14 protein-coding genes are annotated in these 21,933 nt (G+C 61.2%); 7 read left to right on the forward strand and 7 right to left on the reverse strand.

The features are described from left to right. The first annotated feature begins 98 nt into the window (after positions 1-98). The 5 genes from ACQK2L_RS30870 (at position 99) to ACQK2L_RS30890 (ending at position 5,639) form a co-directional block, all read left to right on the forward strand. A complete protein-coding gene (locus ACQK2L_RS30870) occupies positions 99-1,826 on the forward strand; it encodes an alpha-amylase family glycosyl hydrolase (protein ID WP_425400907.1) in 1,728 nt (575 codons plus the stop codon). A gap of 79 nt (positions 1,827-1,905) precedes the next feature. Beyond that, a complete protein-coding gene (locus tag ACQK2L_RS30875) occupies positions 1,906-3,126 on the forward strand; it encodes a glycosyl transferase (protein ID WP_425400908.1) in 1,221 nt (406 codons plus the stop codon). A 104-nt stretch (positions 3,127-3,230) separates the two neighbouring features. Continuing rightward, positions 3,231-4,244, forward strand: a complete 1,014-nt coding sequence (locus tag ACQK2L_RS30880) for an SDH family Clp fold serine proteinase (protein WP_425400909.1) — start codon at positions 3,231-3,233, stop codon at positions 4,242-4,244. 139 nt (positions 4,245-4,383) lie between these two features. After that, on the forward strand, positions 4,384-5,166 hold the full coding sequence (locus ACQK2L_RS30885) for a 3-keto-disaccharide hydrolase (RefSeq protein ID WP_425400910.1): 783 nt from the start codon (positions 4,384-4,386) through the stop codon (positions 5,164-5,166). Between the two features lie 83 nt (positions 5,167-5,249). After that, positions 5,250-5,639, forward strand: a complete 390-nt coding sequence (locus tag ACQK2L_RS30890) for a GNAT family N-acetyltransferase (RefSeq protein WP_425401139.1) — start codon at positions 5,250-5,252, stop codon at positions 5,637-5,639. A gap of 3 nt (positions 5,640-5,642) precedes the next feature. Here ACQK2L_RS30890 and ACQK2L_RS30895 read toward each other — a convergent pair whose 3' ends face one another. Beyond that, positions 5,643-7,052, reverse strand: a complete 1,410-nt coding sequence (locus ACQK2L_RS30895; RefSeq protein ID WP_425400911.1) for a bifunctional enoyl-CoA hydratase/phosphate acetyltransferase — start codon at positions 7,050-7,052, stop codon at positions 5,643-5,645. A 369-nt stretch (positions 7,053-7,421) separates the two neighbouring features. Here ACQK2L_RS30895 and ACQK2L_RS30900 point away from each other — a divergent pair, with 369 nt between their 5' ends. After that, positions 7,422-8,600: a hypothetical protein gene (locus ACQK2L_RS30900; protein ID WP_425400912.1), complete on the forward strand. Its 1,179-nt coding sequence runs from the start codon at positions 7,422-7,424 to the stop codon at positions 8,598-8,600. Positions 8,601-8,778: 178 nt separating this feature from the next. Here ACQK2L_RS30900 and ppdK read toward each other — a convergent pair whose 3' ends face one another. Next, positions 8,779-11,460 carry a pyruvate, phosphate dikinase gene (gene ppdK, locus ACQK2L_RS30905; protein WP_425400913.1) on the reverse strand — a complete coding sequence of 894 codons (2,682 nt, stop codon included), beginning with the start codon at positions 11,458-11,460 and terminating at the stop codon, positions 8,779-8,781. Positions 11,461-11,660: 200 nt separating this feature from the next. Between ppdK and ACQK2L_RS30910 the strand changes: the two genes are divergently transcribed. After that, the gene (locus tag ACQK2L_RS30910; RefSeq protein ID WP_425400914.1) at positions 11,661-12,293 is read left to right on the forward strand and encodes a CPBP family intramembrane glutamic endopeptidase; all 633 of its coding nucleotides are present in this window, start codon (positions 11,661-11,663) and stop codon (positions 12,291-12,293) included. Between the two features lie 94 nt (positions 12,294-12,387). Here the strand turns inward: ACQK2L_RS30910 and ACQK2L_RS30915 are convergent, their stop codons facing one another. The 5 genes from ACQK2L_RS30915 to ACQK2L_RS30935 form a co-directional block, all read right to left on the reverse strand. After that, positions 12,388-14,382 carry a TonB-dependent receptor plug domain-containing protein gene (locus tag ACQK2L_RS30915; protein WP_425400915.1) on the reverse strand — a complete coding sequence of 665 codons (1,995 nt, stop codon included), beginning with the start codon at positions 14,380-14,382 and terminating at the stop codon, positions 12,388-12,390. 316 nt (positions 14,383-14,698) lie between these two features. Beyond that, positions 14,699-15,544, reverse strand: a complete 846-nt coding sequence (locus ACQK2L_RS30920; protein WP_425400916.1) for a glycoside hydrolase family 16 protein — start codon at positions 15,542-15,544, stop codon at positions 14,699-14,701. 76 nt (positions 15,545-15,620) lie between these two features. Continuing rightward, positions 15,621-16,313 carry a DUF2461 domain-containing protein gene (locus ACQK2L_RS30925; protein ID WP_425400917.1) on the reverse strand — a complete coding sequence of 231 codons (693 nt, stop codon included), beginning with the start codon at positions 16,311-16,313 and terminating at the stop codon, positions 15,621-15,623. Between the two features lie 74 nt (positions 16,314-16,387). Beyond that, positions 16,388-20,902 (reverse strand): beta strand repeat-containing protein, encoded by a 4,515-nt coding sequence (locus ACQK2L_RS30930; RefSeq protein ID WP_425400918.1) that lies wholly within the window; start codon positions 20,900-20,902, stop codon positions 16,388-16,390. Positions 20,903-21,104: 202 nt separating this feature from the next. Continuing rightward, complete coding sequence (locus ACQK2L_RS30935) at positions 21,105-21,860, reverse strand: SIR2 family NAD-dependent protein deacylase (protein ID WP_425400919.1); 756 nt, start codon at positions 21,858-21,860, stop codon at positions 21,105-21,107. Positions 21,861-21,933: the final 73 nt, after the last annotated feature.

Here is a 21,933-nt window from a genome sequence, read left to right on the forward strand (position 1 = left end):
TTGGCGAGATCACTACCCGAAAAGATCCGTTTGACACTGCTTTCGTGGAGTTGGTGAAGCAATAGCGGATCTGATCCGCACCGATCGAAAGGAATGCGATGGACAGCCAAGGCTCTCAACCTACCTTGCTCGACCGATTGAGAGTTCTGTACGGCGATCGGGCCGCGGAGATCGAGCCTCGACTCGTCGCCTTGATCGACGAGTATCGCTCCTCCGAGCAGAGCAACAGCGAGCCCTGGAGTGAACGGGACGTGGTGCTGATCACCTACGCCGACTTGTTGCGCAGCGCCGATGCGACACCGCTGTCGACACTGCGAGAGTGGCTCACCGACTCGGGCCTCGACCGCTTGCTTTCGGTGGTGCATTTGCTGCCGTTCTGTCCTTACTCGTCGGACGATGGATTCTCGGTGATCGACTACCTCGAGGTCGATCCGCGGGCGGGCACGTGGGACGACATCGCTGAGTTGGGCAAGGTGGTCGACTTGATGTTCGATCTGGTGCTCAATCACATCTCGCAGCACAGCGAGTGGTTCCAGAAGTACCTGGCCGGCGAGGAGCCGTACGACCGGTTCTTCGTGGAGGTCGATCCGTCGCTCGATCTGTCGCAAGTCGTGCGGCCGCGAAGTTTGCCGCTGCTCACGGAGTTCCAAACCTCGCGGGGACCGCGTTGGGTGTGGACCACGTTCTCCGACGATCAGATCGACTTGAACTACGCCGAGCCCGAAGTGCTGCTGCGGATGCTCCGCATCCTATTGGAGTACGCCAAGCGGGGCGCGCGAATCGTGCGCCTCGACGCGATTGCATTCCTGTGGAAGGTGATCGGCGCCAACTGCCTGCACCTGCCGGAGACGCACGAAGCAGTGAAGCTGATGCGCGACGTCACCACCGCGGCGTTCCCCGAAATGCTGGTGCTCACCGAAACGAACGTGCCGCACAAGGAGAACGTCAGCTACTTCGGCGACGGCGACGAAGCCCACATGGTGTATCAGTTCAGCCTGCCGCCGCTGCTGCTCGATGCCTTGGTCAACGGCGATGCGGTCTACCTGCGGCGATGGCTCGAGACGCTCGATCCGCCACCCGCGGGTTGCACGTTCTTTAACTTCACCGCCAGTCACGACGGAGTCGGCGTGCGGCCGCTCGAAGGACTGGTGCCCGACGAGCGTTTCGACTCGGTGGTCGAAGCAGTGCGTGCGCGGGGGGGGCTGATCAATACGCGCCGCCGCCCCGACGGGACCGACTCGCCGTACGAGTTGAACATCACGTACGTCGACGCCACGTCGCCCACCGAACGGGGCGAGTCGCCGAACGTCGAGCTGCACGCCCAGCGGTTCCTGGCCACGCAAGCGGTGATGCTCGCACTGCCCGGCATGCCGGCGGTTTACTTTCATAGTTTGGTTGGCTCGCAAAACGACTACGCGGGCGTCGAAGCGAGCGGCATCAACCGCCGCATCAATCGGCACAAGTACGAGCTGGGGGAACTCCAAGCGCACCTGTCGGACGCCGATTCGCTCGCCGCGCGGATTCACGCCGGGTATCGCCAGCTACTGTCGGTACGCACCAACCACCCGGCATTCCATCCAGATGCCCCGCTGCGGCTGTTGGACGCCGGCAGCGACGCGGTGCTGGCCTTCGAACGCGTGAGCATCGACGGCGGCGAACGGGTCATCGTGGTGGCCAACTTCGGCGAGGCATTGGAGCTCGATCTCTCCAGCTTCGTCACGGACTACGATTCGCTCCGCCCGCTGCTTTCCGACACCGATATCCCGATTCCGGCAGGCCCGGTCGCGCTGCCCGGTGGCTCTTGCACTTGGCTTTTGGCCGAATAGCCAACCGCGGCCCCTCTCGGGTATAATCGATCGCGCTGTTTCTCCGCGCGTTCACCATGTCTGGCGAAAGGATCCCAGCGTGCCCGATTTTGCTCAGTACGGTCCCATCACCACGATCCATGAGTTAGGAACCGTGGACCGCGCGGCGCTCGAGGAGAAGCTCACCCGCTCGGTGCGCGAGTCGCCCATTGGCCTGTTGCTTCCGATCACCGCCTCCGACATGCGGGCCGAGCCGTTTGCGAACATCATCGAGAAGCTGGTCGAGGCCAAGTTCATTGACACGATTGTGATCGTGCTCAACCGGGCCGACTCGGTGGACGACTATCGCGCTACCTACGAGATTACGCAGCAGCTCGGCGATCGGGCGCGCATTCTGTGGACGGATGGGCCGCGGGGCAAGCAGCTCTTCAACGAACTGACCGAGGCCGGCTTCGACGTTTCGCGGGCTGGCAAGGGACGGGCCGTCTGGACAGGTTTTGGCTACCTGCTGGCCGATAGCAAGCTCAACGCGTTCGTGTTGCAGGACTGCGACATCGTCAACTACGACAACGATATGCTGATGCGGCTCTGCCTGCCGATGGCCCATCCGAGTCTCGACTTCGACTTCTGCAAGGCCTACTACGCTCGCTGCACCGACCGCATGCACGGCCGCGTCGCGCGGCTGTTGATGACACCCATCACGCGGGCGATGATCTCCGTGCTCGGCAGCGATAAGTTCCTGGTGTTCGTGCGGAGCTTCCGTTATCCGCTCGCCGGCGAGTTCGCCGTGTCCGCGACGCTCGCCCGCTCGAATCGCATTCCGTGCGACTGGGGCCTGGAGGTCGGCACGCTGGCCGAAGTGTTCCGCAACACCTCGCCCAAGCGAGTCTGCCAGGTCGACCTGGGCCGCGCCTATGAACACAAGCACCAACCGCTGTCGCTGGACGATCGCAGTCGCGGGCTGATGGGCATGGCGGGCGACATTCTCACCAGCATCCTTCGCACACTGTTGAGCCAGGGCATGGTCGTCACGCGGGGGCACTTGCTGTCGATTCGCAACAGCTACCTGCGGCTGGCTCAAGACGCCATTCGCCAGTACCACGCCGACGCGCTGATGAACAACCTGGAGTACGATCGCCACGGCGAAGAGCAAGCCATCGAGGCGTTCGCCGAGCAGATCACCGCGGCCGGCGAGATGGTGTTCAGCGATCCCTCGGGCGCGTCGGCGCTGCCCACGTGGACCCGCGTCGTAGCCGCGATGCCGGAGTTCTCCGCGCGGCTCCGACAGTGCGCCGACGACGACCTGGCGGAATACACCTGACGCACGGCGCGCGAACCTGCCACCAAGGCCGATTCTCATTGCAAGAGCGGCTGTAGCCCTATTGCACCGCAACTCACGGCCCATCGACCGAACCACACGGAAGCATGATGTCCGAAGAAAACTCCTCACCCACAATCAAGCAACCGCCGGTGCTGTTCCGCGAGACGCAGGCGCTGTTGGAGCGAGTCGAGTCGCTGCTGGGCGGCAAGATGGTGACCTACTGGAACAACCCTCGCGGCTCGGTCTGCCACAACGACGTCGTAGCATTGTGGGAGCTGCTGGAGAAGGTCGGCGAGCACGACACGATCTACCTGTTCATCAAGTCCGATGGCGGCAACGGTCAGGCGTCGCTGCGGATGATGAATCTGCTGCGCAAGCACGCCAAACGCGTGGTCGCGCTGCTGCCGCTCGAAGCTGCGTCGGCCGCTACGATGCTGGCGCTCGGGGCCGATGAGATCCAAATGGGCCCGATGGCGTTCCTCACCGCCGTCGACACGTCGCTGGTGCACGATCTGTCGCCCATCGACCGCGACAACGACCGCGTCAGCGTGAGTCTCGACGAACTGAATCGCGTGGTGCGGCTCTGGAAGCAGGAGCACGCCGAGGACGAGATTAACCCCTACCAGGCGTTGTTCGACCACGTTCATCCGCTGGTGATCGGAGCTGTGGATCGGGCCGAGTCGCTGTCGATCATGATCTGCAAGGAGCTGCTGAGCTACCACATCCCTTCCGAGGAACAGGCGCTCGAGATCGCTGAGACCTTGAACTCGAAATACCCCAGCCACAGCTATCCCATTCTGCTGGACGAAGCCCGCAAGATTGGCCTGTCGGCGACCGAGATGGATCCGACGGTCAACTCGCTGCTGTTGGAACTCAACGAGTTGTACAGCGAAATGGGCCAGAAAGCGACCACCGACTTCGACGAAACCCGCGCCCACGGCAACGAAATCATCAACATCCACGAGGCGATGGGCCTGCAGGTCTTCTTTCAACAAGACAAAGACTGGTTTTACCGCGCCGAGGAACGCCGTTGGATTACAATGAACGACTCCAGCGGCTGGCGAAAAGCCGAACTAGTCGACGGAGAATTCCGCCAGTCGATGCTGCATATTGCGTAGAAAACACTTCACCCTCCCGCTTGCGGGAGGGTCGGACGCCATTTGACCTAACAAACGGGACGGCCGGGGAGGGTGCCCAATGGCAACCTCCTCCTTCCGTGCAGTTGCGAGCGACCATTCAACTTTGAGGAACCAGGTGATGCATACAACGTTTCGATACTCCATCGCGGCCCTGTTGTTCGTACTCGTGGCCTCCGGCGCTCAAGCCGAGGAGAAGTGGCGGAAGCTGTTCAACGGCAAGGACCTCGAAGGCTGGACGCCGAAGATTCGCCATCACGAGTCGGGCGAGAACTTCAAGAACACCTTTCGCGTCGAAGACGGTGTCCTGAAGGTCGGTTACGACGAGTACGAGAAGTTCGACGCTCGCTTTGGCCACCTGTTCTTTGACGAGGAGTTCTCCAACTACAAACTCCGCGTCGAGTACCGCATCGTCGGCGAGCAGCTCGAAGGCGGCGCCGGCTGGGCCACCAAAAACAGCGGCATCATGATCCACGGCCAAAAGCCGGAGACCATGGCCAAGGATCAGCAGTTTCCCGTCTCGATCGAAGTGCAACTGCTCAGCGGCCTGGGCCGCGGCCCTCGCCCCACCGCCAACCTCTGCACGCCGGGAACGCACGTGGAGATGAACGGCAAACTGCACACCGACCACTGCACCAGTTCGAAGTCGCCCACGTTCGACGACGAGTGGGTGAAGGTAGAACTGGAAGTCCGCGGCAGCGACACCATCAAGCACTACGTGAACGGCAAGCTGGTGCTCGAATACTCCAAACCGCAGTACGACCCCAAAGACGCCACCGCCAAGCAGTTCGTCGAAGAGCGCAAGGGCAACTTCCTGATCGACAAGGGCACCATCTCGATTCAATCGGAAAGCCACCCGGTGGAGTTTCGGAAGATTGAGATTTTGGAGTTGGATGAAGAGTGAATGGGTCCGTAGCATCAGGGACTGGCCCTGTGGTCGAATATTCCATCACGACGCACGACGACAACCCACCCAAGGAGTGCGAAGTGGTAGATATTGGGATCGGCCAAGCCAATTCCGCAGCGGCGCCGCTTCATGAAGTCCAACCTATCTGCTGTTTTGCGAGAACCGAATCAGGCACCATCCTCGGTGGGGCCGTGGGACGTTGGTGGGGTACGTGCTGCGAATTGCAGCAGTTATGGGTCGCGCCTGAGGTTCGTCGGGAGGGAATCGGTCGAGAATTGCTCACCTCGTTCGAGCGCCATGCAATAGCACATGGTTGTGTTCTCCTGTTTTTGGACACCTTTAGCTTTCAAGCACCCGCGTTTTATGAAGCGCACGGCTACCATGTGGAATTCGAACGTCTGGGCTACCCAGATGGAATAGCAAGGTATCACTTGGCGAAGCAACTCGAATCGGCTGGAGCAGAAGGTTGAATGTTACTTCAGCCGCCCTTCACGCCGAGCCTCCGCCATTAGCACCGCCAGCGCGCAGGACATCAGCCGCGCTCGCTTTGTATCGGAGCGGCTCGTGAGCACGATCGGCACGCGGGCGCCGAGCACCAGTCCGGCGGCGGCTGCGTGGCCCAGGAACGTAAGCTGCTTGGCGACCATGTTGCCCGAGTTCACGTCGGGCGCGACCAGGATGTCGGCGTCGCCCGCCACGCTGGATGTGATGTTCTTCTGTTGCACGGCCTCCTGACTGATCGCCAGATCGAGGGCCAGCGGGCCATCGATATACGCGTGCTTGATTTGGTGTCGGTCGGCCATCTTGCACAAGCACGCTGCGTCGACGGTCGCCTGCATGCTCGAACGCACCTTTTCGGTCGCGGCCAGAATCGCCACCTTGGGACGGATGTCCTCGCCGGCCATCACGCGCCACAGGTCGATGGCGTTGCGGCAGATATCGGCCTTCTCACCCAGCGTTGGTACGATGTTCACCGCGGCGTCCGTGATCAAGAGCAGCTTGTGATAACTGGCCACGTCGACCACATAGGTATGGCTGATTCCGTGCTCGGTGCGCAAGCCGGCCGACGACGGCGCCAAGGCCGACAGCAACTCGTCCATCGACAAGCCGCCTTTCATCATGGCCGAAACGGTTCCGTTGGCAGCCATCTCCACCGCCAGCTTTGCGGCCGCATGGCTGTGCTCGGTCGGAGCGATCTCGAAGTCGCTGATGTCCAAATGAATGGAATCGGCCGCCTTGCGGATGCGCTCCTCGGGCCCAATAAAGATCGGAGAGATCAGGTGCTCCTTGAGGGCTTCTTCCACTGCTCGCATGGCCGCCATGGTCACTGGGTGGACGATCGCCATCTTCACTCGCGGCAACTTCTCGCAACGATCGATCAAGTCGCGGAAGCGGTCGTGGAAGTGGAACTGCACGTCCCGCAACACTGGCCGCCGGCGGCGGATCTTCTCGCTCGGGGCGATCACCGTGGAGGTTCCGATCGCCACGGTTTCGCCCAGCGAATTGGTGCAGCAGCTTTCGAACACGACGATGTGCTTCTCTTCGTGCTTCTCCTTCACGGAGACTTCGACGCGAATCGTCTCCCCAGGCCGCACCGGCTTCTTGAACGCGAGTTGTTCGTTCAGGTAGATCGTCCCCGGGCCAGGTAGCGCGGTGCCGAGCAATGCAGAGATCAGTGAGCCGGTCCACATACCGTGCCCCACCACGCCGCGGAAGATGCTGTCCTCGGCGAACGACTCATCCAGATGAGCCGGGTTCACGTCGCCGGAGAGGATGGCGAAGAGTTGAATGTCCTGTCGCGTGAGCGTTCGCGACAAGCTGGCCGTCTGTCCGATCTTTAGTTCGTCGTACGTGACATTGACGAGTTCTTTGTCGCCGTCCATTTTGTCTCTCCCGACAGCTTGCACGGCATAAGCTGCTCGTGTTGTGGGAGTCTATTCCGTCCCTGCCAACGTGCGATTCCGCACGCACTCCCGCCATCGCGAGCCCGCCGGCTCGGGTTATTTGGCCCATAACAGGTTCGGGGAGATTAGAGGGCAAGTCCTGTACCACAAGAGTCCATCTCCACATAAGTTGCCGCTAGAGCTAGCTCAAGAGAATAGGGGAGATGGATAACTAACCAGGTACCGAATTGATATACCCCGACTTGGGATTTCTGCTAGAGTACCACCTCCGATGCAGAGTGCCACGTCCCGCAAGCGCGGCTATCCGGCGTTAGCGTCTCCTGCGTCCAACCAGCTAGTGGAGTCGACATGCGTAGCTTTCGGATTGGAGAACTCACGATTCTTGCTCGCGCCCTGGTGTTTGTCGCGTCTGCGGGCGTCGCTGGTCCAACCTTGCTAGCGGCGAACATTCAAACTCTCCACTACTTTGCAGAAAACCCTTACGGTGACATGGGGGTGATGATCACGGCCGACGGGCAGCGCGTGGTCGGAGATGATGGAACCTATGGCGAGATCGGCTTTGTGTGGACCGATGCAGACGGAATAATCTCGCACCTCGTTAATGACGACGGCGGCTTCGGCGTGCTAGGCATGTCCGGAGATGGAAGCACACTCGTTGGTGCAATCACCGGGCGCGATCCATCGCGGCCGGTGGTGTCGACCATTGGTCGACGACAACATATTTTCAACAGCTTCTACATTGGGTACGTGAAAGGTGCGTCCTACGATGGCAGCGTCGCCGTAGGAGCAAGTCGCAGCAGGAATGCGAACAGCGTTGGTTTTCAGGCGTTCCGTTGGAGTGAATCGACAGGCGTCGAGTCGATCGTCGACTACCTACCGGAAGACGCCAGGCCCCTTCTCACGAGAAGCTGGGCGAACGCCATATCGGACGATGGGATGGTGGCCGTGGGCGCGTTCGCGATGGATTTGAAGCCTTATCGGATTGGCACCCATGGATACGTTTGGCAGGCAAACTCCCTGCAACTGGTTGATCCACTGGTGGAAGGGGGTACCATCAACCTGAACGACGTGTCTGCGGATGGCCAATTTGTGGTTGGCTCAGGGAGTGATGTGGGAAGTGCCAGACGAGCGCTGTGGTGGTCGGAAGAACAGGGGCTTCAACGACTCGACCAGCTTTCGCCTACCGACTTAACGAGTTCTGCCAATGCCATTTCGGCGGACGGATCCACCATCGTCGGCCGCTCGGGCGTCGCCGTGCTGTGGGACGACGCCGGAGTGCACGACATTCGGACCATGCTTATCGAGTCCGGAGTCGAGAATCTCGATTCCATTACTCTGGACTTCGCCACCGACGTTTCCAGCGATGGGCGGTTTGTGGTAGGTGTAGGCCACGATCAACAAAAGAATTACTTCGCCTGGCGGGCCGACTTGTACGTCGTACCCGAACCGCCAGCCTTGCCACTGATCGCAGTCGCTGCGACGGGACTGTTGGTTTTCCGACTCCGCGGCCGGTGCGTTGCTGCCTAAGACGGATCGATTGCTCAGATCTGATTCTGCTGTGGTTACGAAAAAACCTCCGCCGCAACCATCGGTCGCGGCGGAGGTTTGAGTTACTTGGTTGTTTCCTCCCCGCAGCAAATGCAGCTGCGACCCTCCCGGAGGGAGGGTACAGGGTTGCCCCTCAAAGGGGAGGGGAACTAGTGGCTCAGTTGCCGTTCAGGGCAGCCTGGGCGGCGGCCAGGCGGGCGATGGGCACGCGGAACGGGCTGCAGCTTACGTAGTCGAGTCCCACCTTGTGGCAGAACGCGATGCTCGATGGGTCGCCGCCGTGCTCGCCGCAGATACCCAGCTTCAACTTGCCGTTTGTCTGGCGACCCTTCTCGACGCCCATGGCCACCAACTGCCCCACGCCCGAGGTGTCGAGCGACTGGAACGGGTCCTTCTCCAAGACTTCCTCGTTGAGGTAGTCGGGCAGGAAGCTGTTGATGTCGTCGCGGCTGTAGCCGAACGTCATCTGCGTCAGGTCGTTGGTGCCGAAGCTGAAGAAGTCGGCCTCTGTGGCGACCTCGTCGGCGGTGAGCGCGGCACGCGGGATCTCGATCATCGTGCCGATCAGGATCGGCAGCTTGCCGGTGTACTTCTTCTTGGCCTTCACGTCTTCGATGGTCTGCTCGGCAATCTCTCGCAACATGGAGAGTTCCTGCACGGTGCCGACCAGCGGGATCATGATCTCCGGCTTGGCATCGATCTTCTTCTTCAGGCAATTGATCGTCGCCTCGGTGATGGCGGTGACCTGCATCACGAGGATCTCGGGATAGGTCACGCTCAAGCGGCAACCGCGGTGGCCAAGCATCGGATTGTGCTCGTGCAGTTGCGAGACGCGGCTCTTGATCTGCTTGGTCGAAACACCCGTCGCGTCGCTCACTTCCTTCTGGCTCTTCGCGTCGTGCGGCAGGAATTCGTGCAGCGGTGGATCCAGCAGGCGGATCGTCACGGGCAGGCCCTTCATCGCCTTGAAGATGCCCTCGAAGTCCTTCCGCTGGAACGGCAGCAACTTCTTGAGGGCCGCTTCGCGGTCGTCCTTGTTCTCCGCGAGGATCATCTCACGCATGTGGATGATCCGCTCGGGCTCGAAGAACATGTGCTCGGTCCGGCACAGGCCGATGCCCTCGGCGCCGAACTGGCGGGCACGCTTGCTGTCGGTGGGCGAGTCGGCGTTGGTGCGGATGCCGAGCTTGCGATACTTGTCCGACCACTTCATCACGGTTTCAAAGTCGCCCGAGAGCTTCGGTTCGACAGTGGCTAGTTCGCCAGCGTAGACTTCGCCGGTGGAGCCATCGATCGAGATGACGTCCTTGTGGGTGAAGGTCTTGCCGCCGACCTTGATCTTGCGCCCCTTCTCGTCGATCTCGATCTCGCCAGCGCCGGCCACGCAGCACTTACCCCAACCACGTGCCACCACGGCCGCGTGACTGGTCATACCGCCGGTGCTGGTCAGAATGCCAGCGGCGGAGTGCATGCCATCGACGTCTTCGGGCGAGGTTTCCTTACGAACCAGCAAGACCTTCTCGCCGTTGTGGGAGCGCTCCACCGCTTCGTCGGCGGTGAAGGCGAGCTTGCCAAAAGCCGCGCCGGGCGAAGCGGGCAGACCCATCGTCAAGGCCTTTTCCTTCTTCTTGGCGGCCGGATCGAACGACGGCAGCAACAACTGCGTCAGGTCGTTCGGCGGGATCCGCAAGACGCCGGTCTTCTCGTTGATCAGCTTTTCCTTCACCATCTCGCAGGCGATGCGAACCGCGGCAGCGCCGGTTCGCTTACCGGTGCGGGTTTGCAGCATGTAGAGCTTGCCACGCTCGATGGTGAACTCGATGTCCTGCACGTCCTTGTAGTGCTTCTCGAGCTTGGTTTTGATCTTCATCAACTCGGCGTGCACCTTCTTGCCGATCGTCTTGTCGGCGTCGCACTTCCACTTGGGCATTTCGGCCACGGGCTGCGGGGTGCGGATACCGGCTACCACGTCTTCGCCCTGGGCGTTGACTAGGAACTCGCCGTAGAACTTGTTCTCGCCGGTCGAAGGGTTGCGAGTGAACGCGACGCCGGTGCCGGAGTCGTCGCCCATGTTGCCGAACACCATGCTCTGCACATTTACACCGGTGCCCTTCAGGCCGGTGATGCCTTCGATGCGGCGGTAGCTGATCGCCTTATCGACGTTCCAGCTCTTGAACACTGCCTCGATGGCCAGTTCCAGCTGACCCATCGGGTCCTGCGGGAAGTCTTGCTTGGTGTGCTTCTTGTAGACCTTCTTGTAGGCTTCCACCAGTTCGATGAGGCCTTCAGTCGGCACATCGTTGTCTTGCTTGGCGCCGTACTTGTGCTTGATCTTGCTGAAGGCGTCCTCGAAGTGCTCGTGGTGCACTTCCATCACCACGTCGCCGTACATATTGATCAAGCGGCGGTAGGCGTCGTAGGCAAACCGCTCGTTGCCCGTGGCATTGGCCAAACCGACGACCGACTTGTCGTTCAGGCCAAGGTTCAGAATGGTGTTCATCATGCCGGGCATGGAGAGCGCGGCACCCGAGCGAACACTCACCAGCAGCGGGTTGTCGATGTCGCCGAACTTCTTGCCGGTTTCCTTCTCGAGCGTCTTAACGGCCGCTTCGACTTCCTTCATCAGCCCCTTGGGCATCTTTTGCTTCTGTTGGTAGTACTGGTCGCAGCACTCGGTGGTGATGGTGAAGCCGGGAGGCACTGGCAGGCCGATGGAGGTCATTTCGGCCAGGTTGGCCCCTTTGCCGCCGATCAGCTGCTTCATCGAGCCGTCGCCGTCGGTGCGGGTCTTGCCGAAGTAGTACACCATCTTCGAACTGGAAGCTTTCTTCTTGGCCATGCCTGGATAGTCCTTGGTCTTGTGCCGGTAAACTTGGTATAGGGAAGTATGGGCCTCGCGGTGAGGCTCTGGGCAACGTTGGCGGTTGGCGTACTGCCCCCCGCGTGCCCCAAACGGTTGTGCCGAATCGGTCAATGTAGCGGGGCGTTTGGCCCTTCGTCAAGCGGCTGAAATCACCCAAAGTGCCCCATCTGCCAGCCATGTCCACGGTTAGCCAACCTGATAGCCAAAAGTCCTCCTTCCTGGGGCTGGCGATTGGCTTTGAGCTTGCTCTGGCAGTGGCTGGTTGGCTGGTCGCTTGGCTGGGCGGAGTGCCGCTAGCCAGTCTGATGAGGCCCCGTGAGCACCTGGCGGCCGCACTCGGTTGGGGGGTGGTCGCAACACTTCCGCTGGTGGCCATGCTGGTGGCCACGCTGCTGTGCCAGTGGCGACCCATCTCCTGGCTGCGACGACTGGTCGGGCGGTTCGTACGACTGGTGTTCGGCCAGGCGCGGTGGTGGCAGTTTGCCGCCGTGTCGGTGGCCGCCGGAGTGGGCGAGGAGGTGCTGTTTCGCGGGGCCATCCAGCCAGTGGCCATTGCCTACACGAGTCCCGTCGTGGGACTGCTGATCGCCAGCTTGCTGTTTGGATTGGTACACGCAGCCAGTTGGAGCTACTTCTGGCTGGCCACACTGGTCGGGCTGTACTTCGGCGCGCTAAGTATGTGGCGCGAGGAAATTCTGAGCGCCATGATCGCCCACGCAGCGTACGACTTCCTGGCACTCACCGCGATCTCACGCGGGTGGTTCGCGCGGCATCGACCGCTGTTCTCGCTCCCAGGGTGTTCCGCCTGAGACGTGGGTTGCGTCCAAGCGAGTGCCACGAGTTTGGACTACCCTGGGTGTGCGAGGGTAATTCGCTTCCGCGGAATCGCTGCCAAACTCCAACTCAGTACTCCCAACTGATCATGCCGTAGACGCCGGATTGCACTTCGGTGGCGGTGCCCACCCGTGCCAGTGACTCCAGGTGCTTGTCGTCCAGCAGGTTTTGTCCCACCACGGAGAACTCGATGTGGTCCCGCGGGCGATAGGCGAGGCGCACGTCGGCCACCAGGTAGCTGCCGATGCCGCCTTGCACTCCGTCGCTGTAGCGAAGCGTGCCATCGAGAAACACGTTGTAAGCCAGATCGTGGCTTGAGGTCAGGTAGGCGAGGTTGCGCGGGAATGCGGAGGGGGTGAGAATCTCTGGTGGAAACCCTTCGGTCTGGGCGATGTCGTGCCGAAGAAAGGCGTACCAGCCACGAAGGCTCCAAGTGGGAGTCATGTCGATCGTGCCCCACAACTCGCCGCCGTAGCTCGGTCCGCCAGGTCCGTTGATGGGCTGAAACGTGGCGAGCGACGGAGTGATGCTAATCGGCAGGCTCTGAATAATGTCCTCGTATCTAGAGTAGAACACGGCCAGGTCCCAGTAGAAGTAGTCGGTCGGCTGGCGACGGATGCCCAGTTCGTAGGTCATCGCCTGCTCGGCTTCGAGGTTGGGATTGCCCAGGATGTTTACCGTCGGCAGCGGCGCCGGCGGGACGGTCGTGAAGTCCAGGTCGAGATCCACCCGCGACGGATTGCGCACCGCTCTGCTGACCGACCCCCACACTGAAGTCCGTTCGTTGGGCGTGAGGGCAATTTTGGCGGTCGGTTGATAGACGAAGCCCACGAAGTCGTTGTGCTCCAGCTTGCAGCCGAGCGTTACGAAGCACAGGTCGTCGACGACGGTCCAGGTATCCTGAATGAAGTAGCTAATGTTGTCGTACTGGGCAAAGTCGGGATCGAACAGGTCGGCGCCCGCGAACGGGGCGGCTCCCGCAATGTTCTTGCGGTAGCCAAACCCACAGACCACGTCGTGGCAAGCGTGTGGCTTGAACTGCAACGTGCTATCAAAGTCGAACACTTCGTGGGCGCGGACCTGCCGATCGCCCACCGACGAATCGAAGTACCCGCGCTCCAGGTTGTTGTAGTAGACCTGCATGGTCCAGTTCGTGTCGTCGTCCACCCGATGGTTCCAGCGGCCCATGAGGTTGGAACTCTCGACTTCGATGGTAGGCGCACGATAGAGCGATGTGCCAGAGAGGTAGTCGCCGGTGAGCGTGAAGGTATCGCACTCGGTGGGCGACCAGTCGGTGCGAAACCCAGCCTGGCCGTTGTTGCGGCCATCGGGCGGGATCGCTCCTTCGAGGTAGCCCGTTTCGTCGTCGATGTGCTGTCCGTAAATGCGGTAGGTGACGTCGCCGCGGCCGCCTCCAGCACGGGCGTAGCTGAAACTACGGTGTTCGTTGCCCCCGCCGGCTTCGATGTACATGCCTTGGGTGTCGCAGGACGACTTGGTAACAATGTTGATCACCCCATTCACCGCATTCGCGCCCCAAACGCTGGCGCCGGGACCTCGGATCACTTCGATACGATCGATCGTCTCGATAGGCGGGAACTCGTGGTCCCAGTAGGTTCCGGAAAAACCGGCGTTGTACGTTGCACGTCCATCGACTTGCACCAACAACTTATTGGCGAACTGATGGGTGAAGCCACGAATAGAGATTGCCCAGGCCGCCGAGTTGATCCGCGCGACATGCACACCAGGCGCAATTCGCAATGCCTCGGGAATGTTGCGTGCCCCGCTCCGCCGGATCATCTGGTCGGTAATCACAAACACGGCCGATGCGGTGCGCGAGATAGGCTGATCGGTGCGAGCGGCGATGGACACTTCGGTGTTCATCTCGCCGGCCACCACCACGTCGGCCCGGCTCAACTGGTCGAGGTCCATATTGAGGACATCGTCGCCATCGGCGGGAGCATCGGTGGCAGGATCGGGGCCGACGCTCGTCGGTTGCGCTTGTAGCGGCGCAGCAACAAGCAGCAGCGCAAACAAACAGATTGCTTGGAATGGCAAGCGCATTACAGGCGGGCCCCGTCGATCCTTCGAATGCACCCAAACGGCCAGTTAACGAATGGGTGTTATTGACTATTCCGGGGCGACTTACGTGCGCGCAATCCTTGACGCGAGGTCTTTGAAGCAGCCCCATCGGACTCATCGGCTGCGGAGTGCCGACGAAGGGATAGAGAAGTGATCAGCTTGCGGTGCAAACGACCGTGGGCCGAACTCAGAATCGCTACAACTGGGAGTAAAGCACTTGTGAACCACTCCAATTAGCGCGAAACCACTTTGGCTAATTGCTATGTCCGAGGTGCATTTCGTTGCGACTGCCGCCACGTCACTCGGAGTCTTCGGTGCGTTGATACACGCGAACGTAGTCGACTTCGAAGCGGCCCGGCATCTCGAGTTCCGAAGGGTCGCCGCCGTTGGTTCCTCCCACAGCCAGGTTCAGCAGCATGTAGTGCGGTTGGCGGAAAGGGTTGTTGCGAGTGCCCATGGTCTGATCGACCTCCGCCAGGTCGATCGTGTTGAGCTTGCGGTCGTCGACCGAGAGCACAATCCGCTCGTCGTCCCAATCCATTCGCCAAACGTGGAGGTCCTTCGACCAATCGTCGTCGAACTCCTTGAGCGGCACGATCTTGGTGTCCCACTTCTGCTCCCAACGACGGCGTCCCTGCCAGCAAGCGTTGGCCAGGATCGAGTGATCATAGTATTCCATGATGTCGATCTCGCCCCCACCCGGCCAACCTCCACGACGACCCAGCATCCAAATGGCGGGCCACAGTCCTTCGCGGGCGTCGATGCGGGCGCGGATCTCAAACACGCCATACTGCCACTCATGATGGCCTCGCGTCTGGATGCTGGAGGAGGTGAATTCCGAGGCGCGGCGGCTGCGTTTCCAATCGCGACTGTCGGCCTCGAATCGGGGATTCGATACCTCCTCGCGCCGGGCCTCGATCACCAGCAGGCCGTCCTTGCACGTTGCGTTATCGGGTTGGTACCACTGCAACTCTCTGTTGCGAACGAACCCTTGCTCGTGCCGCCAACTCTCTTTGTTGGGCGGACCGTCTTCGTCGAACTCCTCGGCCCACACCAGACGGTAGCCCTCCGGTGCATCGGCCAGGACAGCGGCGGCACTGAGAATCGAGAAAACACAAACACAGGCGGCGACGCGAAGTTGCATGACAATACCAGGTGGGATGGTTGGGGGCGGGGCGGGGTCGACAAAGGCGGCGAAATGCAGGGTGGACGCGACCCACTCAGAAATCAACCCCGACCGCCTCGCAAAGGAACTGCATATATTTGCGAGTTACCCGAAAATAATCGGCCGTGAGCTTCACCAGCGACTTGTCGAACAGCACATCGTGGTCCAAATTTGCCACCGCGATGTGGTCCTTGCGCTTCAGGTCGTCCAAAAGCGGATGGTCGATGCCATAGCCACGCGGCGGACGCTTCAGGCTATCGCCCGCCAGTTCGAACCGCTCGCGGAACGCCTTGGCGTCGCGGGCCCGCTTCCAATCGGTGGGATACTCGTCCATCGTATCACGGATCGCCTTCAAGCTCTCCGAATCGGGATGCCAAACCCCTGCGGCCACGAACACACCCTCGGTGTCGACGTGAAAGTAGAAGCCCGGGGCGTGGACGTCTTTACCCGCTTCGTGGCGGAATTGGATACCGACGTTGGTTTTGTAAGGCTGCTTGTTGTTGCTGAAGCGCACGTCGCGGTGAATCCGCATGAGCGATCCGCCCATCTTCTTGGGCACCGCGGTGAAGTGCGGCGAGATCTTCTGAATCGGCCGCTCCATGGCGGCGATGTAGGCTAACGCCGGCTCGCGCAGCTCGCGTTCGTACCGATCGCGATTCGCCTCGAACCACTTGCGGTTGTTGTTGCGTGACAGCTCTTCGAGAAAGTGCAGCAGCCCCAGCGAGAACCCGGCAAATTCATCAGGCATACGAGCGTTCCTTGGGTCGTGGAGCACAGCAGCGGTTGCCGCTATTGTTGCTCAACTCACCAGGATTGCAAGCTCTACGGGATTATGATCACGCCGTTGATGATCAGGCCATTGAGGCCATTGCCGCCTACGTTGTTGTTGGTCTGGGCACCGCCCAGGGTTCCCAGCACCTCGATGCCGTTGCCCAGGTTGTCGAACGCAGAGTTGTCGATCAGGCTGCCGTTGATGTCGAGGTTGAAGGTCAGGCCGTTGCCTTCGTTCTCGTTACCCGAGTTGCTGATGACCGAACCCGTGACCGTGCCGCCGACAAACAAACCATCGCCGTCGCCCACGGCCCCGTCTTCGTTCAAGTTGACGGAGTTGCTGGTGACGTTGCCGTCCACTCCGCCAGCGATCCAGATGCCGCGTCCACCAGCGGCGGAGAGGCCGTTTTCGGTGGCCGTATTGCCGAAGACCGCTCCGGTGACGTCGCCACCGACGAACAGGCCATCGGTGCCGTTAGTCGATGTGGTGTTATTACCCACGGAAGTAAATGACGAAGTGGGGCCTGTGACGTTGCCCTGAATCTCGATGCCACGCGTGCCGTTGCCGCTGGCAGCGTTGAAGTTCAGGGTACCATCGATGGAGCCTTCGACCACCAAACCAATACCCTCGTTGCTGTCGGTGGTGTTGTTGTTCACGCTGGTGGCGATCGGCGAAAGTGCGTCCGCGGGATCGACGTCGCCGGCGATCCGGATACCATCGCCATCGAACGTCGCGCCGGCCCGGCTGCTGGTGGCGGTGTTGTTATTCAAGTTGCCGTTGATGTTACCGTTGATAAACAAGCCGATACCGCCGCTGGCCTCTTGGCCGTTGTTGGTAGTCTGGTTGTTGGTGATCAGGGCTTCGACGTTGCCATCCACATGCACGCCGTGCACGCCGTTGTTGTTGGCAGTGTTGTTGTTCATGGCAGTGACTTCCGGCAGCGGGTCAACCGCCGAGAGGCTGCTGACCGAGATGCCTGTACCGGTGTTGCCGTTGGCCGTGTTGTTCGAAATGCCCACGTTGGTGGCGAAGTTCGAACCGATCACGTTCTGCAGGTTCATACCGTCGCCGGCGTTCGAGTTGGCAACGTTGCCAACCAGGTTGCCGTTCAAGTCGCCGTCGACAAACAGACCATGGCGTCCGTTGTTCGAAGTGGTGTTGAAGGTGATGTTGCCCGTGTGCGTGGTGGCCAGATGGATGCCATCACCGTCGCTGGTGCCGCCAGCCACGTTGCCCGTGGCCGTGTTGTTCGAGATATCGCCGGTGACCGCTCCGCCGATCGCCAGACCGTTGCCACCCTCGCCGCCGGCCGATTGACCGTTGGTGTTGGCGGTATTGCCCGTAACAGCGCCACCGACGGTGGTGTCGACCAGCAGGCCATCGAAGCCGTTGTTGTTGGTGACGTTGTCGGTAACCGCGCCGCCGACGCTGGTGAGGTGAACACCGAACTCGCCGTTGTCCGAAGAGGTGTTGGAGTCGAGGTTGCCAGTGAGCGTGGTGCCCTCGATGCCGTTGCCACCGTTGTCCGAGGTGGTGTTGTTCGAAATGTTGCCACCGACATTCCCAGCCAGGGCGATGCCGTCGCCGTCGTCGGTGGTGCCATCGAAGTTCCCCGTGGCGGTGTTGCCCGACACGTTGCCAGCGACGGTGCCGCCGAAGATCATGCCGCTACCGCCCTCGCCGCCGGGCGATTGGCCGTTGTCGGTCGAGTTGTTGCCGCTCACGTTGCCGCCGACGTTGCCTGTGACGGTAAGACCGGCGAAGTGGTTTTCGTTCAGGATGTTGTTAGTCACGTCGTCGACGGTGCCGTTAACCGCGATGCCGATGCCCACGTTCTGTTCGGCCGTGTTGCTGGACAGGTCGCCCGTGATGTTGTTGGTCTGGATACCGCCAGTACCGTTGCCGTTGGTGGTGTTGCCCGAGACATTGCCGCCGACCGTGGCGCCGTCGACCAGCAGACCGAAGGCGTCGTTGTTGCTCGAAGTGTTGCCCGACATGTTGCCACCCACGGTGCCCACCACGTGCAAGCCATCACCGTCCGACACCGCACCGACGTTGTTGTTGCTGGTGGTGTTGCCCGTAATGTCGCCACCGACGTTGCCGCCGATCAGTACGCCGTCGCCGCCTTCGCCGCCCGCCGAAAGGCCGTTGTTGTTGGCGATGTTGCCAGAAATGTCGTCGCCCACGATGCCGGTGACAAACAGGCCATCGAAGCCGTTGTTGCTGGCGGTGTTGGACGACAGATCGCCGTTGAGCGACAGCGCCGTGATACCAAATTCAGCGTTGCTGCTGGTCGTGTTGTTCGACACATTGCCTGTGACCGCACCGGCAAGCACCACACCGCTGGCATCGTTGCTGCCGGCGGTGTTGTTGGTCACGTTGCCGGCTACGGTGCCGCCGATCAAAATGCCTTCACCATCGAGTGTGGCGCCAGCCTGGTTGGAGTTGGCCGTATTGCCGCTCACCGAACCGCCTACGTTGCCGGCGACTTGCAAGCCGTTGCCTCCATCGGCACCCTGGCCGTTGGTGCTGACGTTGTTGCTGCTCACATTGCCGGTGGCGCTCACGAGCGAGATACCCGAGCCATCGTTGCCGGTGGCCGTGTTGAAGGTCGCGTCGCCGGTCAGTGCGGCGGTGGCCTCGATGCCCACGCCAGCGCTGGTGGCGCCAGCACCGTTGCCGGTGGCCGTGTTGCCCGACAACGATCCGTTCATGGTTCCGTCGACCAAGATACCACCACCGCCCGCTGCGCTGGTGCCATTGTCGTTGGTCGTGTTGCCTGTCACGTTGCCCACCACCGCAGCGCCACCGCTGCCGAGGATCATACCGAATTCACCATTCGTCGAGGCCGTGTTGGTGGTAGCACTGCCGTTGAGCGTGCCAGCGACCACGATGCCCGAGGTGGTGTTACCCGACGCGGTGTTGTTCGAGATGTTGCCCGTGAAGTCGCCGCCCACATTGAGGCCGGCCTGGGTGTTGCCGGAGACCGAGTTGGTGCTGAAGTTGCCCACGTAATTGCCCGCAACGCTCACACCGTCGCCGGTGTTGCCATCGATCGTGTTGCCCGTGGTGTCGCCCGTCACGTCGGCCGTGGCAACGATACCGCCGCCGGCGTTGCCGGTCACGGTGTTGCCGGTGGTTGTGCCCTGGTAGTTACCAGTCAGCGAGATGCCCGGGCCAGCGGTGGTGCCGGTGATGGTGTTGTCTTCGATGGTGTTGGCGCCGGTCATGGCGTTGAACGCGATGCCTGCATTCGTGGCGGCGGTGATCGTGTTGTCGTGCACGTACAGTCCGGTTTGGCCGGTGGCGAACACGCCATTGTTGCCGGCATTCACGATGTTGAAGCCAGCGAGTTCCACGTTATCGGCCGCCAGGGTGAACGCGTTGCCCGGCGAATTCTGCACCACGGGGATCGGGCCGCCGTTGACCGTGGGCAGCACGACATTGCCAACCTGCTGCGTGAACACGGTGTGGGTGATGCCTTCGCCCAGCACCCGCTGGCCGTCGGTGCTGGTGGTGAACGACTCGGCGTTGAACACGCCGCCGCCGTGCACGAAGACGATGTCCTCGGGTTGGTTGGATGCTTCGGCCAAGGTGCCGAACGGCGTCTCGAAGGAGCCATCGCCGCCCGCCGCGCCCTGCTCGACGTGAACGAACGTAATCGGGTTGCTATCAGCGCCGGTGGCTACCACGGTGGTGTCGCTGCTGGCTTCGGCCAGCACGATTTGCTGAATCCGCTCCACGGGATCGCCCAGTCGGGCGGCTACGCTTTCCGACGAGTTGTAACAGCGGCCGCGGCCAGTGCCGAACCGCCAAAGGAACGTCACGCCAGCGGTGGTGTCGAACTGATCGTCGTGCTGCACGTAGCCCGACGCCCAAAACTCGTCGCCGCCGCGGAACTCGAGACGCACGCGCGGGCCAGTGGCGGATATGTCCAGATCTTTGTCGTTGAACCAGTACGCTCCCACGGCGCCACGAATCTGTGCATTTTCTCCGCCGTACAGCACGCGCGCGGCTTCGCCGTGCACGCCGGTCATGGCGTTCTGTGTCAGCAGGTTCGACAGCACCAGGTTCTGCCCGACAAACTCCGCATCGACGCTACTGGAGAACAGCAGCGTGGTGGGGTTGTTGCCAATGGGCACGTGGCCGTTAAAGCGAAAGTCCCAGATGCTGCCCAGCGTTTCGGCGCCGTAGGTGATCTGTTGGTAGTCGGCCAGGCCGGTATCGCGTGTGTCGTAGTAAGCGTAGCCACCCCACACGCGGTTGTTGTACGAGTCGTACCAGCGACCGCCCAAGCCGAGGTTCAAGCCAACCGCGTCGGAATGGTCGTTGTACAACAGAACGCGCAAATCGCTGAACAAGATGCTGTTGTCCGTTGGCTGCGTGAGCGGCAGCCAGGTTTCCAGCCGGGTGAAGCCGTCGTCCAGGCCTACGGAGTCTCCGGTGTTGTATCCCAGGCCAAGCTGGTAATCGATGCCTTGGCCCCACGCGACGCCCGCCGACGCTACGAGGATACACGCCAAGAAATTGATGCTTAGAATTTTTGCGGTAGGTTGCAGCTTCACAGCTAGCTCTCCGACGCTAGATATGCCAACGGACCGGTAGACCGGTAGGGGTTCTCTAGCTACTTCGGATCGCTACAACCGTCAAAGTTAACCAAATCGATGTAATCGGAACATTTGGTAAGCTGGGCGGACCGCGAGGCCAGTCGTTGCCAGCACTGATGGCTGAATTCGATGGCCGAATGGTAGCTATCCGCGGACTATCCTAGGTATCCGCCGCGCGGTCAATCTCACTGAGCGCTGCGCCAATCGATTCCGCTATCACTGCATCCGCCATGTCGTCCAGCGGCGTCGGATCGCGATTCACGATCACCAGGCGGCTACCGCTTCGCTTGGCGATCACCGGCAGGTCAGCCGCTGGCGTGACGACCAACGAAGAGCCGATCGCCAGAAACAGGTCGGCCTCCTGGCTCCACTCGACCGCTTGCTCCAGCACGTCAGTCGGCAGCGACTGGCCGAACGACACCGTGGCGTGCTTCAATCGTCCCTTTTCGCACTGCTGGCACTGCGGCACCTGATCGGTCTGGAGAAACTCGGCCACCAGCGACTCGGCGTCGTACCGCGCGCCGCAATCCTGGCACTGGATTTCCCGAGCGGTGCCGTGCAATTCGAGCACCTGCTTGCTGCCGGCCAATTGATGCAGCCCATCGATATTCTGCGTCACCACACCCCGCACGCGGCCCTCCGACTCCCATTTGGCGATCGCCAGGTGCCCGGCGTTGGGCTGTGCGTCGGCAAAATCCCGATGTCCCTGCGACTTTTGATGCCAGTACTCATGCCGCGCATCGGCGCTGGCCATGAACTCGTCGTAGTACACCGTGCGAAACTTCGTCCAGATCCCACCCGGCGAGCGAAAGTCGGGGATGCCACTCTCGGTACTGATCCCCGCCCCCGTAAACACCACCGCCCGCTCCGCGTCGCGGAGCCATTGGGCGATCTGTTGGTAATCGATGGAGTTCATGACGCGTTCCTTGAATCAAATCGCGGAGTGCTAGTTCCTCCGTTGTACAACAGAACTGGATGAGAAGGGAACA

Source organism: Aeoliella sp. (assembly GCF_965227375.1).
GTDB lineage: Bacteria > Planctomycetota > Planctomycetia > Pirellulales > Lacipirellulaceae > Aeoliella.